This window comes from Mesorhizobium sp. B2-6-1 (genome assembly GCF_006440475.1).
Classification (GTDB): domain Bacteria; phylum Pseudomonadota; class Alphaproteobacteria; order Rhizobiales; family Rhizobiaceae; genus Mesorhizobium.
On record NZ_VFUH01000001.1, the window covers coordinates 850,544 to 865,164 of the forward strand.

At 63.7% G+C, this 14,621-nt stretch carries 13 protein-coding genes; 6 read left to right on the forward strand and 7 right to left on the reverse strand.

The features are described from left to right. Window positions 1-198 precede the first annotated feature (198 nt). Window positions 199-1,662, forward strand: a complete 1,464-nt coding sequence (locus FJ443_RS04400; RefSeq protein WP_140493312.1) for a M48 family metalloprotease — start codon at window positions 199-201, stop codon at window positions 1,660-1,662. A 72-nt stretch (window positions 1,663-1,734) separates the two neighbouring features. Here FJ443_RS04400 and FJ443_RS04405 read toward each other — a convergent pair whose 3' ends face one another. Continuing rightward, complete coding sequence (locus FJ443_RS04405) at window positions 1,735-2,601, reverse strand: RNA polymerase factor sigma-32 (RefSeq protein WP_140517570.1); 867 nt, start codon at window positions 2,599-2,601, stop codon at window positions 1,735-1,737. Window positions 2,602-2,923: 322 nt separating this feature from the next. Here FJ443_RS04405 and FJ443_RS04410 point away from each other — a divergent pair, with 322 nt between their 5' ends. The 4 genes from FJ443_RS04410 to FJ443_RS04425 all read left to right on the forward strand — a co-directional run bounded on the left by FJ443_RS04410 (window position 2,924) and on the right by FJ443_RS04425 (window position 6,292). Next, complete coding sequence (locus FJ443_RS04410; RefSeq protein ID WP_140662887.1) at window positions 2,924-3,697, forward strand: amino acid ABC transporter substrate-binding protein; 774 nt, start codon at window positions 2,924-2,926, stop codon at window positions 3,695-3,697. Window positions 3,698-3,803: 106 nt separating this feature from the next. After that, window positions 3,804-4,484 carry an ABC transporter permease subunit gene (locus FJ443_RS04415; protein ID WP_140493321.1) on the forward strand — a complete coding sequence of 227 codons (681 nt, stop codon included), beginning with the start codon at window positions 3,804-3,806 and terminating at the stop codon, window positions 4,482-4,484. Then, window positions 4,481-5,272 (forward strand): amino acid ABC transporter ATP-binding protein, encoded by a 792-nt coding sequence (locus FJ443_RS04420; RefSeq protein ID WP_140566896.1) that lies wholly within the window; start codon window positions 4,481-4,483, stop codon window positions 5,270-5,272. Before FJ443_RS04415 ends, FJ443_RS04420 begins: the two co-directional genes overlap by 4 nt. A 111-nt stretch (window positions 5,273-5,383) precedes the next feature. After that, window positions 5,384-6,292, forward strand: coding sequence for a patatin-like phospholipase family protein (locus FJ443_RS04425; protein ID WP_140662890.1), 909 nt, complete (start codon window positions 5,384-5,386; stop codon window positions 6,290-6,292). A 59-nt stretch (window positions 6,293-6,351) separates the two neighbouring features. On the opposite strand, the gene FJ443_RS04430 is transcribed toward FJ443_RS04425, so the two are convergent. The 6 genes from FJ443_RS04430 to FJ443_RS04455 form a co-directional block, all read right to left on the reverse strand. After that, on the reverse strand, window positions 6,352-6,933 hold the full coding sequence (locus tag FJ443_RS04430) for a CarD family transcriptional regulator (protein ID WP_006327799.1): 582 nt from the start codon (window positions 6,931-6,933) through the stop codon (window positions 6,352-6,354). Between the two features lie 367 nt (window positions 6,934-7,300). Further along, window positions 7,301-7,639: a ferredoxin FdxA gene (fdxA, locus tag FJ443_RS04435; RefSeq protein WP_140493333.1), complete on the reverse strand. Its 339-nt coding sequence runs from the start codon at window positions 7,637-7,639 to the stop codon at window positions 7,301-7,303. Between the two features lie 207 nt (window positions 7,640-7,846). Further along, entirely contained in the window at window positions 7,847-8,242 is a 396-nt protein-coding gene (locus FJ443_RS04440; RefSeq protein WP_224518929.1) for an RNA-binding S4 domain-containing protein, read from the reverse strand. A 14-nt stretch (window positions 8,243-8,256) separates the two neighbouring features. Further along, a complete protein-coding gene (locus FJ443_RS04445) occupies window positions 8,257-11,571 on the reverse strand; it encodes a helicase-related protein (RefSeq protein WP_140662892.1) in 3,315 nt (1,104 codons plus the stop codon). Window positions 11,572-12,289: 718 nt separating this feature from the next. Then, complete coding sequence (gene phbB, locus FJ443_RS04450) at window positions 12,290-13,015, reverse strand: acetoacetyl-CoA reductase (RefSeq protein ID WP_140493339.1); 726 nt, start codon at window positions 13,013-13,015, stop codon at window positions 12,290-12,292. A 129-nt stretch (window positions 13,016-13,144) separates the two neighbouring features. Further along, on the reverse strand, window positions 13,145-14,329 hold the full coding sequence (locus FJ443_RS04455) for an acetyl-CoA C-acetyltransferase (RefSeq protein WP_140493342.1): 1,185 nt from the start codon (window positions 14,327-14,329) through the stop codon (window positions 13,145-13,147). Between FJ443_RS04455 and FJ443_RS04460 the strand changes: the two genes are divergently transcribed. Continuing rightward, window positions 14,310-14,507 carry a hypothetical protein gene (locus FJ443_RS04460; RefSeq protein ID WP_140493345.1) on the forward strand — a complete coding sequence of 66 codons (198 nt, stop codon included), beginning with the start codon at window positions 14,310-14,312 and terminating at the stop codon, window positions 14,505-14,507. The two genes, FJ443_RS04455 and FJ443_RS04460, sit on opposite strands and share 20 nt — an antisense overlap. Window positions 14,508-14,621: the final 114 nt, after the last annotated feature.

Below are 14,621 nucleotides of genomic sequence, written 5' to 3' on the forward strand. Positions count from 1 at the left end.
GGCTAGGTCCGCCCTGTACCGGTCCGGTGCAGGCCGTGATTTGCCTGCAGCATCCGCCGCGCGTTGGTATGGCGTGGATGCTGTAATGCTTTGATTTGCGCATGAGCCCTTGCGAGGATCGCCCCGATTTTCGCGGGCATGCGCCAGACCCGAAAGGAAGCCGTTCTGCCGACCGGCACGGAAAGACCAAGAGGGAAAATGCTGGCGCGCTTTCTGGCGCTGGCCGGCTTTGTCGTGGCCCTGGCAAGCTGCCAGATGTTCACACCTCCGGAAGTCCAGGAATCCGGCTTCCAGCCTTCCGACAAACCGATCACGGTCGACAATGTCGCGGCCAATAACAAATTGGCCGAACTGGCCAAGGCGCAGCATCCACGCATCCTGGCGACCTATGGCGGCGAATACTCCGATCCCAAGCTCGAGCGCATGGTCGCCAAGGTCGTAGGCAGCCTGACGGTGGTGTCGGCCAACCCGACCCAGACCTATCGTATCACCATCCTCAATTCGCCCAACGTCAATGCCTTCGCACTGCCGGGCGGCTACCTCTACGTCACGCGCGGCCTGCTGGCGCTGGCCAATGATTCGGCCGAGCTCGCCGCCGTCATCGCGCATGAGATGGGCCACGTCACCGCTAACCACGGCCTGCAGCGCCAGCAGCTCGAGGCCGAGGAGGGGCTCGCCACCAAGGTTGTTTCCGACGTGCTCGGCGACAGCCCGACCGCCAAGGCGGCGCTGATCCGCGGCAAGCTGAGACTGGCGCAGTTTTCGCGCAACCAGGAACTGGAGGCCGACGCGATCGGCATCAAGTCGATCGGCGAAGCCGGCTACGATCCTTACGCCGCCGGCCGCTTCTTGCAGTCCATGTCGGCCTACACCGATTTCCGCTCGATCAGCGGCGCCACCGACGCCAGCCTCGATTTCCTGGCAACGCATCCCAATACGCCGCAGCGTATCGACCTTGCGCAACGCCATGCCCGCCAGTTCGGCCCGCCGGGCGTCGGCACCCGCGATCGCGACGCCTTCCTCGCCGGGATAGACGGCCTGCTCTACGGCGACACGCCGGAAGAAGGGTATGTGCGCGGCGAGACCTTTCTGCATCCGGGCCTGGGCGTGTCCTTCTCGGTGCCGGAGGGCTTCATCATCGACAATTCGGCCGCCGCCGTGACGGCGACCGGGCCGGGCGACATTGCGATCCGCTTCGACGGCGTGTCGATCGACAAGAACCGTGCGCTGACCGATTATATCAGGAGCGGCTGGGTGGCCGGTCTCGACGACGCGAGCGTCAGGCAGGAAACGATCAACGGCAACGAGGCGGCGACGGCGCATGCAGGCGCCGAAGGCTGGCAGTTCGATATCGCGGTAATCCGCGCCGGCGGCCAGGTCTACCGGCTGCTGACGGCGGCACCATCCGCCAGCACGTCGCTCGACACCGTGGCGCGTTCCGTCAGCGGCTCGTTCCGCATTCTGAGTGCCGCCGAAAAGGCGGCGCTGAAGCCGCTGCATATCCGCGTGGTCACCGTCCAGCCGGGGCAGACGATGGGTTCGCTTTCGGCGCAGATGGTCGGCGTCGACCGCAAACTCGACCTGTTCCGGGTGCTCAACGCGCTGTCGCCGGGGGCTGCGGTTTCGGCCGGCGACAAGGTCAAGATCGTCACCGACAAATAGCCGATAGTCGGCGCTGACCCGCTCTCTCGTTTTTGGGACGAGAAACTTCTAGGTAGTTTTCCTGGAATGGATTTAGGCGGCGGTGGCGAGGAATTCCGGATTCTGCTTCACCAGCGCCACTTTCAGCTTTTCCATGGCGCGGGCCTCGATCTGGCGCACGCGTTCCTTGGAAATGCCAAGCGTCTCGCCGAGCGCTTCGAGCGTCGCGCCCTCGTCGCTCAGCCGACGCTCCTCGATGATGCGCAGCTCACGCGCGTTGAGTGCGGCAAGCGCCGCCTTCAGCCACATCGAGCGGCGTTCGATATCGATGGTGTCGCTGACGACCTCGTCGGGCAAGGGATCGTCCGACACGAGGAAGTCCATCCGCTCGGTCGCGCCCCCATCGTCGGCAAGCGGGACATTGAGGGAGGAGTCGGGCGCCGAGAGCCGCGAATCCATCAGCGCGACATCGGCTTCGGAGACGCCGAGGGCCGCTGAAACCTCGCGGTACAACGTCCTGTTCGACAGCGGCTCCGCGGCGCCGTTCGCCAGCCGGGCGCGCAGGCGCCGCAGGTTGAAGAACAGAGCCTTTTGCGCCGAGCTGGTGCCGCCGCGCACGATCGACCAGTTGCGCAGGATGTAGTCCTGCATCGAGGCCCGGATCCACCAGGTCGCATAGGTCGAAAACCGCACTTCGCGCTCCGGCTCGAAACGGGCCGCGGCCTCGAGCAGGCCGACATGGCCCTCCTGGACCAGATCGCCAAGCGGCAGGCCGTAATGACGGAATTTGGAGGCCATGGAAATGACCAGGCGCATATGCGCCACGGTGATGCTGTGCAGCGCGTTCTGGTCGTTGTCCTTTTTCCAGCGCAGCGCCAGCCGCAACTCCTCGTCGCGTTCGAGATAGGGAGCCCTCATTGCCGCGCGGACCATGATCCGTCCTGCCGTGTCTTCCATCATGAGGCACTCCCTGGCTCTGGCGATACGGATGTCATTTCGAAACCCGGCAGCCGCTCGACTTGAAATGACGGCGTCCTGCCCTACAACGAACGCAAAACGTGCCATGCGCGGGAAAGGTTCCGCCGCCGGCGGCGCGGCGTGGAGGCTGCGCGAAAAAACTCCGGGCGGGTTCGAGGCACCGCCAGAAACGTCAGTGGTAGAATCCGATTCCGAATAATGGATGTTTTTGAAATCTCATTCCTTATTTTTTCAACTCACATCTGTCAATTTCCAGCGCTCACACACCATGCCGGATATCAGGCCAGGACGGGATCACAGAAAAATGAAATGGCTCAAGTCGCTCATCGTCGCCGGAACTTTGCAGGTTCTGGCTGTTACCGCAGGCTATGCCGGCGCCAATCTCGACCAGATCAAGCAGGCCGGCGTCATCAAGGTCGGCACGGAGGGCACCTACGCACCCTTTACCTTTCATGATGCCGGCGGAGCGCTGGTCGGCTTCGATGTCGAAATCGCCAAGGCGATCGGCGACAAGCTCGGCGTGAAGGTAGAGTTCCTCGAGGGCAAATGGGACGGGCTGATCGCGGGCCTCGATGCCAACCGCTATGACGCGGTCATCAACGAAGTCGGCATCACCGACGCCCGCAAGGCGAAATACGATTTCTCCGACCCCTACATCGCCTCCAAGGCAGTGCTGATCGTGCGCGGCGACAATACCGACATCAAGAGTTTCGCCGATCTCAAGGGCAAGAAGTCGGCGCAGTCGCTGACTTCGAATTTCGGCAAACTGGCCGAGGCCAACGGCGCCGAACTGGTCGGCACCGACGGGTTCGACCAGTCGATCCAGCTGCTTCTGACCGGCCGCGCCGACGCAACCATCAATGACAGCCTGTCCTTCCTCGACTTCAAGAAGCACAAGCCGGATGCCAATGTGAAGATCGCGGCCCAGGAAGAGAACGCCGACTATTCCGGCGTCATCGTTCGCAAGGGCGACCCGGAACTGGTTGCCGCGATCAACAAGGCGCTGGCCGACATCAAGGCGGACGGCACCTATCAGAAGATCGCAGACAAGTATTTCGGACAGGACGTTTCGAAGTAATTTACGGCCGGGCCGTTGGCCCGCGCGACATCGCCCGGCGGCGGACCGTTTTGACGGCCCGCCGCCTTTCGCGTGATATACGGCAGTCGCAAGAAGGAGCCCTTTCGTGCCGCACTGGCTGCAACTCATGCTGGAATCGCTGCCTTCGCTGCTGTGGGCCGCGTTGATCTTCACCGTACCGCTGACGCTCCTGTCCTTTGTGCTTGGCTTGAGCGTCGGTCTTGGAACCGCGCTGATCCGGCTCTTCGGGCCAATGCCCCTGGTCGCGGTGGCGCGCTTCTACGTGTGGATATTCCGCGGCACGCCGCTCTTGGTGCAGCTGTTCCTGATCTTCTACGGCCTGCCCTCGGCCGGCATCCTGCTTGACGCGTTTCCCGCGGCGTTGATCGGCTTCACGCTCAATATCGGGGCCTACTCGTCGGAAATCGTTCGCGCGGCGATAGGCGCGGTGCCAAAGGGGCAATGGGAGGCGGCCTATTCGATCGGCATGACCTGGAGCCAGGCGATGCGCCGCACCATCTTGCCGCAGGCTGGGCGCGTGGCGGTGCCGCCGCTCTCCAACACCTTCATCTCGCTGGTCAAGGACACGTCGCTGGCCGCCGCCATCACCGTGCCGGAAATGTTCCAGGCCGCGCAGCGTATCGTCGCCACCACCTATGAGCCGCTGATCCTCTATGTCGAGGCGGCGATCCTCTATCTGGCGATGAGTTCGGTGCTGTCGGCCTTGCAGACGCGGCTGGAGGCGCGGCTCAATCGCTATGGCGGGTTCCTGGAGGCGCGCTCGTGATCGACCTTGCCAACATCGAAAAGCGCTTCGGCGACAATCTCGTGCTGAAGGGCGTGACGGTTGCCATTGCCGAAGGCAGCGTCACCGCGCTGGTCGGTCCTTCGGGTGGTGGCAAAAGTACGCTGCTGCGCTGCATCAACCTGCTTGAGATCCCAACTTCGGGCACAGTGCGTATCGGCGATCAGGCGCTGGAGTTCCATCCGGGAGCGAAGGTGGCGGCCCGGGACATTCAGCGGCTGCGGCTGCAGACCGGCATGGTGTTCCAGAACTTCCAACTGTTCCCGCATCGCACCGCGATCGAGAACGTCATGGAAGGGCTGGTGACGGTGCTGAAGTGGCCCCACGCACGGGCGCGCGAACGGGCGCTCGCGCTGCTGGAAAAGGTCGGCATGGCGCACAAGGTCGATGCCTGGCCGGCAACGCTGTCGGGCGGCCAGCAGCAGCGGGTAGCGATCGCCCGGGCGCTGGCGCCGTCGCCAAAGGTGCTTTTGTGCGACGAGCCGACCTCCGCGCTCGACCCGGAACTGGCGCAGGAAGTCGTCGACGTGCTCGGCCGGCTCGCCAGCGAGGGGACGACGATGGTGATGGCCACGCACGATCTGCGGCTTGCTTCAAAGATCGCTCGCGAGGTGGTGTTCCTCGAGGCCGGCATTGTCGTCGAAAAGGGCCCCGCGGCGGTGCTGTTCGGCAATCCGGAGCGCGAACGGACAAGACGGTTCATCGCGACGCTAAAGCAGGAAATGGCGGAGAAGGAGGGTGGGGGAGAAGGCGGCAATTTCTCGTCCTAGGCCTGCGCTGCGCTTGCTCCCTGCCGGGCATTTATCCTCGTGAGCCGCCGTCAGGCACGGTGTTTCTATTTCGATGGACGGGCGTGTCCATGCGCTGCAATAGTGGGGCCGATGGTTCGCAACGTTGCTCTTGTTCTCGGTGGTGGCGGGGCCGCCGGAAATGCCTGGCTGATCGGCATCATCGCGGGCCTCGCCGAAGCTGGTGTCGATCTGACGGAGGCCGCCGATCTGGTGATCGGAACCTCGGCAGGCGCCAATGCGGTAGTGCAGGTGCGCAGCGGCATACCGCCGGGCGAACTGTTGGCCGCGGTGCTGTCCCCGCTGCCGGTTCAACCGGCCGGACCGAGCCGTCAACCGCCGTTGCCGCCGATGGATAGTGTATTCGAGCGGATGCGTTCTATTTCCGCCGCCGCTACCTCGGCAGCCGATCTGCAACGGGCGATGGGCGCATTCGGATTGGAGAGCGATGCCAAATTCGGACCTGAAGTGGCCAAACAGCGGCGCGCGCTGGTCGCCGCCAGATTGCCTCGCCATGAATGGCCGGAAAGGCCGATGATCGTGGTGGCCGTCGACGCGCTTACCGGTGAACTGGCCGCGTTCGACCGCGATTCCGGCGTCGATCTGGTTGACGCGGCCACCGCGAGCACCGCGCTGCCCGGTGCGGGGCCTACGCACAGCATCAATGGCGTCCGCTACATCTCCGGTGGCGTGCGCTCCGCCGATAATGCCGACCTTGCCTCGGGCTATGCGAACGTGATCGTGCTCTCGCCGTTCAGCGGACGGAGCGGGCCGCTACCGGAAGGCCAGTTCGAGGGCCTGCGCAGACCGCCGGGCGCGGACCTTGCAAGCGAGGTCGAAGCCCTGCTCCAGCAGGGCAGCCGGGTGGTGGTGATCACGCCTGACGTCGATTCCCGCGCCGCAATGGGCACCAACCAGATGGATCTGGCGACCCGCATCCCCGCGGCCCGTGCCGGTTTCGCCCAAGGCAAGAAGGAAGCGACCCGCCTAACGTTCCTGTGACGATTGCACGCCGAGGGCGTGCACCAACTTTCCAAATATTGCCTGCAAGGCGCAAGGCCTCAGGCAGCTTCTTCCTGCTCGGCTTCCTCATTGTCGGCCTTGGCGCCGCGCTTAGGGCCCTTGTTGAGATTGACCTCGATCAAACGCACGGCTTCGGTTTCCGACATGCGGTTGACAGCGGCGATCTCGCGGGCCATGCGGTCGAGCGCGGCTTCGTAGAGCTGGCGTTCGGAATAGGACTGCTCCGGCTGGTTGTCGGCGCGGTAGAGGTCGCGAACAACTTCCGAGATCGAGATCAGGTCGCCGGAATTGATCTTGGCATCATATTCCTGCGCGCGACGCGACCACATGGTGCGCTTGACGCGGGCGCGGCCTTGCACGACCTTCAGTGCGCGTTCGACATAATCCTCTTCCGACAGCTTGCGCATGCCGATCGAGGTTGCCTTGGCGACCGGCACCTTGAGGCGCATCTTGTCCTTCTGGAAATCGATGACGAACAGTTCCAGCTTGTGCCCGGCCACTTCCTGCTCGTCGATCGAGACGATCTGGCCGACACCATGCGCCGGATAGACGATGTACTCGCCGGTCTTGAAACCGTGACGTGCAGCGGTGGACTTCTTCTGCGGGGTGATCGTTGCCATTACGCCCTGAACTCCTTGTTGTGGGCCGGCGGCGGTGCCGGCTGAACTCGCGCGATCGGGTTACCGATCATTAGCCGCACAACAGATGAACCCACCGGAAAAGCCGGGACCGGCAAACCGCACGATTGCGATCGCCTGGCCCAGATCGCTCTGGTCCGATATGGGATTTTCACCTTTCAGTGATTTGGGGCGTTAGCGCCATAAATCGACGTTGTGTCACCGGCATGTTTCGCTCATGTAACACAAAAAGTCGGAAGAATCAAGGTTTTGCTGCATAAGCGAAGGCCACAGGTTCACGCCGCCTGTCAAGGCGGTTAATAGGCCGTACCTCTTACGCCGCGTCATGCCGGTTGAAACGGCAGCGCTGTCAGTCGCCTTCTCCGGGTTCAGCCGAGAAATATTTCTCGAACTTGCCGGCCTCGCCATCGAAGGCCTTGGCGTCGGCCGGCGGCTCCTTCTTGGCGGTGATATTAGGCCATTTCTCAGCGTATTCGGTGTTTATCTGCAGCCATTTGTCGAGGCCCGACTCAGTATCGGGCTTGATCGCGTCGGCGGGGCATTCCGGTTCGCAGACACCGCAGTCAATGCACTCGTCGGGATGGATGACGAGCATGTTCTCGCCCTCGTAGAAACAGTCGACCGGACAGACCTCGATGCAGTCCATATATTTGCATTTGATGCAATTGTCGGTCACGACATAGGTCATCGATCTGCTCCGGGACGTCCCGTTTTTGTTGGCTTTTTCCGTGAGGTAACGCCTTTGGCGCCCGCTTGCAAGGGCGGCCATTCCGGCCATGTCCGCATTGCCGGAATGGAATTCCAACGGGTCGGCAATGGCGGGCATCGGTCATGTGCTCGGACCGTTGTGTCGGCGGCGTGGAAGAACATACATGCTCCCTCCGTGCACCGGCGGTCAGTCGTCGCCAAGCAAGCGGTCGGTCTCGCGGCGCTCCTTCTTCGTCGGGCGGCCGCTTCCGGCCTCGCGCAGCCCTGGGATCGCGTCGGGAGGCGCCTCGCCCGTCGGTGCGGCAGGCGGCGACATGTCTTCGTAGAGCGTGCGTGCCTCCACGGCGGGGCCGCGCCGGCTTCCCGCATCGAGCACCTTCCAGATGAAGATGCGCCGCTCCAGCGTGATGGTCAGGACGTCGCCAGGCTTGACCAGGTCGGAGGCCTGCGCTGCTTTGTCGCGATTGATGCGCACCCGGCCGGCCACGACCAGTTTGGCGGCCAGCGAGCGCGATTTCACCGCGCGCGAGAAGAACAGCCATTTGTCGATACGCTGGCGGTCGGTGGCCATCGGGGCGACCATCGGATCCTGTGCGGCTATTTCTTCAGCTGGTCGCGCAAAGCGGCGAGCTTGGCGAAGGGAGAGTCGGGATCGAAGCGCACCGGGCGCTCCTCGCGCGGTTTTGCCTGAAACGAGGGTTTGCCGCCTTGCGGGCCGCCCTTGCCTTCCGGCCTGCTGCCCGGCCGGCCCTCACGGCGGTCAGAACGCTCGCCCTGCGGCTTTCCCTCCCGCCGTTCCCCGCCTTCGCCTTGCGGCCTGGGCTTGAACTTCGAGCGATCGAAACGCGGCTTGCCGGCGCCATCGCGGCGCCCTTCATGGGCGGGCCGGGTGCCGGGCTGGCCGACAGCGGCATCCGCCGGGGCATCGGAGCGCGCCGCCTGGCCGTTGCGCGGCCGGGCGCGGTTCTCGTGGTGACGGTGACGAGGCCGCTGGTCGAAGCGGCCCTGCCGCCACAACAGGATCGGCTTAGGCTCTTCGGCTTCCGCAGCGGGTCCCTGTTGGGGAGCGTCGGCGCTGTCCCCCTCCTCGCCTCGCTCCGCGATCTCCCCCGTCGAGGGGGAAGTGAGAGCGTCGGCGCTTTCGGCGGCAGGAGTCTCAGGCACGGCTTCTGCTACAGGCGCAACCTCTTCCGTAGCTTCGGCTGGAGCTTCGGGTTGTTCTTCCGCAACAGTTTCGGCCGGTTCCGCAATGGGTTCAGCAGGAATTTCGACGGCGGTCTGGGCAGTCGCAGTTTCCGGATCTTCCGCTGATGTCTCCTCAGGCGTGTCCGTCGCAGCCGCCTCCGCCGCCTTGGCCTGCTCGGTGCGCGCGGCCTCTTCCGCTGCCAGCTTGGCCGCCACGGCTTCCCGGGCGGCATTGTCCTGCGCTTCCAGCCGTGCCTTGACTTCGGCCGCCGGCTTCGGCTCGGCACGGTAGCCAAGACCTTTCAGGATTTCTTCCATGTCATCGGCCGTGGCGCCGAGAATCGACATCATCGGCGGCGTCACCATGAAAGACTGGCCGTCATAGGCGCCATCCGGACGCTGGCCGAGGCCGGGCTTCCAGTTGGTCGCCGGGCGGATCAGGTCGGCCAGCCGTTCCAGAATGTCGATGCGCACGGCGCGGCGGCCGAGATTGCGGTAGCCGGCAAGCTTGTAGAAGGCCTTGTCGAAAGCCGGATCGATGACCACCGAGGTGCGGCCCGATGCCAGCGCATGGACGACGTCGCCGAAGCCGGGCTTGTCCTTGCCGTCGTTTTTCAGCGCCCACAGCAACGTCACCAATCCCGCGGGCGCCGGCTTGATCAGCGCCGGCACGAAGACATGATAGGCGCCGAAGCGCACGCCCAGCCGGCGCAATGCCGCGCGGCCTTCCTGGTCGAGCGACTTCATCTCCTCGGCGATGTCGCGGCGATTGATAAGGCCGAAATTCTCGACCAGCTGGAAGGCGATGCCGCGGCCGATACCCGATATCTGCTCGGCATTCTTCAAATCGACCAGCGGCTTCAGCAGGGATTCGATCTGGAAATTGACGAAGCGCTCGGCACGCGCCGCGACCTTGTCACGCGCCGGGCCGGTCAGCTGTTCATCGGCCAAAAGCACCAGGCGCGGCTTCAGCGCGTCCTCGCCGGCAACAAGCGTGCCGATCGGCGCGCCGATCCAGCGCAGCGTGCCGTCGGAACCGAGCGCGATGTCGCCATTGGCGCAGGCGCCGAAGCGTTCGGCGCGTGCCTCGAACTCCGCCGCCAGCGCCTTCTGGGCGGCCGCGCGCACGGCCTTGGCGTCTTCGCCGCCAGCGCTCTGATCGGCGGTGAAACGGAACCCCTGCAACTCGCCGACATGGTGGCCTTCGACGAGGACGGTTCCGGTTGGGCTTATTTCGGCTTCAGGCATGGTATTTTCTCTAAGGCGCCGCATGAGGACGGAAGTCCTGCGGTCTACGAAGCGTTTCGTCAACCGCTCATGCAGCGCATCCGACAATCTGTCTTCGATTTCGCGCGTCTTTTCCTGCCAGTGTGCCTGATCGGCCAGCCAGCCGGGCCGGTTCGACACGAATGTCCAGGTGCGGATCTGGGCGATGCGATGCGACAGCGTATCGATGTCGCCCTCGGTGGTGTCGGCGCGGCGCACCTGCTCGGCCATGTAATTCTCGTCGACATGGCCATGCCTGGCGAGGTCCATGTAGATCGACGCAATGAGGTCGGCGTGCTGGGCCGGCGCTATCTTGCGGTAGTCGGGGAGCGCGCAGGCCTCCCACAGCAGCGCGACGCGCCTTGCGTCGGTGGCGAGCGCCCTGATGTCCTCGTCACGCGACAGGTGCTCGAGCGCCTGCGCATCGACTGCCGGCAGCGCACGGGTCAGGCCCTCCACCGGGGCATTGGTCTCAATCGAGCGCTTCAGCGCGTCGAGGCTGGCGAAATTGAAACGCGCTGTGCGCCATTGCAGAACCTTCACCGGGTCGAAGTCGTGGCTTTCGATCTTCTTGACCAATTCCTCGTCCAGCGGGTCGACCTGGCCGGTGACGCCAAACGTGCCGTCGCGCAGGTGCCGGCCGGCGCGCCCGGCGATCTGGCCAAGTTCGGCCGCCGTCAGGTTGCGATACTGGTAGCCGTCGAACTTGCGGTTCTGGGCGAAGGCGACATGGTCGAGATCGAGGTTAAGGCCCATGCCGATGGCATCGGTGGCGACGAGATAGTCGACGTCGCCCGACTGAAACAGCGCCACCTGGGCGTTGCGGGTGCGGGGCGAGAGCGCGCCAAGCACGACGGCCGCACCGCCCTGCTGGCGGCGGATCAGTTCGGCGATGGCATAAACCTCGTCGGCGGAGAAGGCGACGATCGCTGTGCGCCGGGGCAAGCGGGTCAGCTTCTTCGAACCGGCATAGGCGAGGTGCGACAGCCGCGGCCGCGTCACCACCGAGACGCCTTTCAAAAGGCGCTGCAAGATGCCGTGCATGGTGGCGGCGCCGAGCAGCAGCGTCTCCTGGCGGCCGCGCAGATGCAGGATGCGGTCGGTGAAGATATGGCCGCGCTCGAGATCACCGGCAAGCTGCACCTCGTCGATAGCGACGAAGGCGGCATCGGTCTCGCGCGGCATGGCTTCGACGGTACAGACCGAATATCTGGCGCCTGGCGGCTGGATCTTCTCCTCGCCGGTGATGAGCGCCACCTTGTGGGCACCGACCTTTTCGCAGACGCGGGTGTAGACCTCTCGCGCCAAGAGCCTGAGCGGCAGGCCGATGATGCCGCTTTCATGCGCCACCATGCGCTCGATGGCGAGATGGGTCTTGCCTGTGTTGGTCGGCCCAAGCACGGCAGTCACGTCGCGACCCGATAGGATCAGCGGCTCGGTGGGTTTCGGATGGATGTTCATCGGCTCGGAAATAAGGCTTTCTGGCCTCTCATTGTCGGGAGCACGCCTCGGGTGGCGCGTATGACAGGCGACACATAGGGATTTCAGGCGCGAAGCGAAAGCGGAATGTTCCGCTGGCGGTTCGAAGTCACCTCCGTCGAGCTTCGGTTCGGCTGCTGATTAAGGGTTGGAACGAGTCTGGAACGAATCGGCGACGAATCGCTGACTCGCCCGGATTCAGGTTTTGTTCACGGCTAGATGTGGAGTTTTGGCTGATGATCCTTACCACATGCTGAATCACGGAATTGGCCCGTTTCATGCTAGGCGAGAGCTGCCGTTAACTTTCGCTGGCAAAGCCGTGTGGCAGCCCGCCTTGCTTCATCCAAGCTTATGAAATTGTTGAACTTTCTTAATAGAAATTAACAGTTTGATAGGCGATTGCAACTGCTCTCGTTAACATTGCGGCCAAACATGGAACGAAAGGGCGACGAATCGGCGATGTCGGGATTTTCCCTGTTTGTTCACGACAAGATGTAGTGTTACGCACAGGTTTTCCACCGACAATGCACAGCTTATCCAGGCAGTTTTGCACAATACCCGCTGCCGCGATTAACCTTTGCGTGCCGGATTGGAACAGCAGGCCGACAGCCGTCATCGGACGGCGTCACGGACATCCGAAGCGGATGGCGAACGAGCCCTCCTTCAATCGGCACCGGGAAGCCGGCAGCCCGGCGAGACCTCAGGCGAAGTACTGGCCGCCATTGGCGGTGATGGTCGATCCCGTGATGAAGCCGGCGTCCTCGGAGGCGAGGAAGACGACGCAGCGCGCGATCTCCTCCGGCTCGCCGAGGCGCCCGACCGGGATTAGCGGGATGATGCGTTCGTTGAGCACCTTCTCATCGATCGCCCGGACCATTTCGGTGGCGATATAGCCTGGGCAGATGATGTTGACGGTGATGCCCGCGCGGGCTCCTTCCTGGGCCAGAGCCTTCGAGAAACCGATGTCGCCGGCCTTGGCCGCGGAGTAGTTGACCTGCCCGGCCTGGCCCTTCTGGCCATTGATGGAGGAGATGGTGATGACGCGGCCGAACTTGCGGTCGCGCATGCCGCTCCACAGCGGATGCGTCATGTTGAAAACGCCGGAGAGATTGGTGTCGATGACCTCCTTCCACTGCTCACGCGTCAGCTTGTGGAACATTGCGTCGCGCGTGATGCCGGCATTGTTGACCAGCACCGCGACCGGGCCCAGATCGGCCTCGACCTGCTTGATGCCGGCGGCGCAGGCGTCGTAGTCGGCGACCGACCATTTGTAGGTCTTGATGCCGGTTGTGGCCGTGAACTTGCTCGCCGCCTCATCATTGCCGGCGTAGTTGGCGGCAACCGAATAGCCGGCTTCCTTCAGCGCCATCGATATTGCCGCGCCGATGCCGCGCGATCCGCCCGTGACGATTGCAACCTTGGTCATGCGCTCCCTCCCTTTGGTTGGGAGAGTGAACAGGGAGCAGCGAATAACGAGCAGGGATCAGATATCCCATTGCGCCGACGCCGTTCTTCCCTATTCGCTACTCCCCATTCACTTCTCTTTTAGAGTCTTTTAGAGCGCTTCGACGCACATGGCGACACCCATGCCGCCGCCGATGCACAGGGTGGAGAGACCCTTCTTGGCACCTCTTCGGCGCATCTCGTGGACCAGGGTGTTGAAAATGCGCGCGCCAGAGGCGCCGATCGGATGACCGATGGCGATGGCGCCGCCATTGACGTTGACGATCGAGGGATCCCAGCCCATGTCCTTGTTGACCGCGCAGGCCTGCGCGGCGAAAGCCTCGTTGGCCTCGATCAGGTCGAGATCGCCGACCGACCAGCCGGCCTTTTCCAGCGCTTTTCGCGAGGCGGGAATCGGACCGGTGCCCATGATCGCCGGGTCAACGCCCGCGGTCGCCCAGGAGACGATGCGCGCCAGCGGGGTGATGCCCCGCCTGGCAGCTTCCGCTTCGCTCATCAAAAGCGCGCCGGCGGCGCCGTCGTTGATGCCGGAGGCATTGGCGGCGGTCACAGTGCCGTCCTTGTCGAAGGCCGGCTTCAGTTTGGTCATGGCATCCAGCGTCGCGCCATGGCGGATGTATTCGTCCTGGTCGACAATTGTATCGCCCTTCTTGCCCTTGATGGTGAAGGCGACGATCTCGTCCTTGAACCGGCCGGCCTTCTGCGCGGCCTCGGCCTTGTTCTGCGAGGCCAGCGCGAACTGGTCCTGGTCCTCGCGGGTGATCTGGAACTGGCGGGCGACGTTCTCGGCCGTGTTGCCCATGTGATAGCCATTAAAGGCATCCCACAGTCCATCCTTGATCATGGTGTCGATCATCTTGTAGTCGCCCATCTTGACGCCAGCGCGCAGATGCTGGGCGTGCGGCGACATCGACATCGATTCCTGGCCGCCGGCGACAACCACCTTGGCATCGCCGGTGGCGATCTGCTGCATGCCGAGCGCGATGGCGCGCAGGCCCGAGCCGCACACCTGGTTGAGGCCCCAGGCGGTGGTCTCCCTGGGCAGCCCGGCGAGGATCGAAGCCTGGCGGGCGGGGTTCTGCCCTTGGGCCGCGGTCAGCACCTGGCCAAGAATGACCTCGTCGACTTCGGCCGCCTCGACGCCGGCGCGCGACAACAATTCCCTTACGACGACGGCGCCAAGCTCGTGAGCCGGGGTGGCGGCGAAAGCGCCGTTGAAGGAACCGACCGGTGTGCGCGCCGCGCTGGCGACGACGATGGCATTGGAAGCGGGCATTCTGTTCTCCAAACTTCAAGCTGATGTTCTGTCATTGAAGACTTTTCTTGCCCTTTCCCAACCCCGAGTCAAACCGGAAATCGGCAGGGCACCCATGCGTCGCAAGCAAGCTGCGCATGGCCGCGACATCAAGCTGTCCGCTGCTGCGCAGCATATTTCACCGGCCATGCAGCGATAATTAATCCCGCACTGCACAAACTGCTTGGAATTGTGACGCTTTTGCGCATATCCTTTGAACGGGCGCAATCGTTACCGGCGGCTTACTCAGGCGCGCCGGTGTCCGGGGAGGATG

What these genes read in the sequence shown, in the direction of transcription:
- FJ443_RS04400 (WP_140493312.1), top strand. Translation starts at nt 199, where the DNA reads ATGCTGGCGCGCTTTCTGGCGCTGGCCGGCTTTGTCGTGGCCCTGGCA.
- FJ443_RS04405 (WP_140517570.1), bottom strand. Translation starts at nt 2,601, where the DNA reads ATGATGGAAGACACGGCAGGACGGATCATGGTCCGCGCGGCAATGAGG.
- FJ443_RS04410 (WP_140662887.1), top strand. Translation starts at nt 2,924, where the DNA reads ATGAAATGGCTCAAGTCGCTCATCGTCGCCGGAACTTTGCAGGTTCTG.
- FJ443_RS04425 (WP_140662890.1), top strand. Translation starts at nt 5,384, where the DNA reads ATGGTTCGCAACGTTGCTCTTGTTCTCGGTGGTGGCGGGGCCGCCGGA.
- FJ443_RS04430 (WP_006327799.1), bottom strand. Translation starts at nt 6,933, where the DNA reads ATGGCAACGATCACCCCGCAGAAGAAGTCCACCGCTGCACGTCACGGT.
- fdxA (WP_140493333.1), bottom strand. Translation starts at nt 7,639, where the DNA reads ATGACCTATGTCGTGACCGACAATTGCATCAAATGCAAATATATGGAC.
- FJ443_RS04440 (WP_224518929.1), bottom strand. Translation starts at nt 8,242, where the DNA reads ATGGTCGCCCCGATGGCCACCGACCGCCAGCGTATCGACAAATGGCTG.
- FJ443_RS04445 (WP_140662892.1), bottom strand. Translation starts at nt 11,571, where the DNA reads ATGAACATCCATCCGAAACCCACCGAGCCGCTGATCCTATCGGGTCGC.
- phbB (WP_140493339.1), bottom strand. Translation starts at nt 13,015, where the DNA reads ATGACCAAGGTTGCAATCGTCACGGGCGGATCGCGCGGCATCGGCGCG.
- FJ443_RS04460 (WP_140493345.1), top strand. Translation starts at nt 14,310, where the DNA reads ATGGCATTGGAAGCGGGCATTCTGTTCTCCAAACTTCAAGCTGATGTT.
- FJ443_RS04455 (WP_140493342.1), bottom strand. Translation starts at nt 14,329, where the DNA reads ATGCCCGCTTCCAATGCCATCGTCGTCGCCAGCGCGGCGCGCACACCG.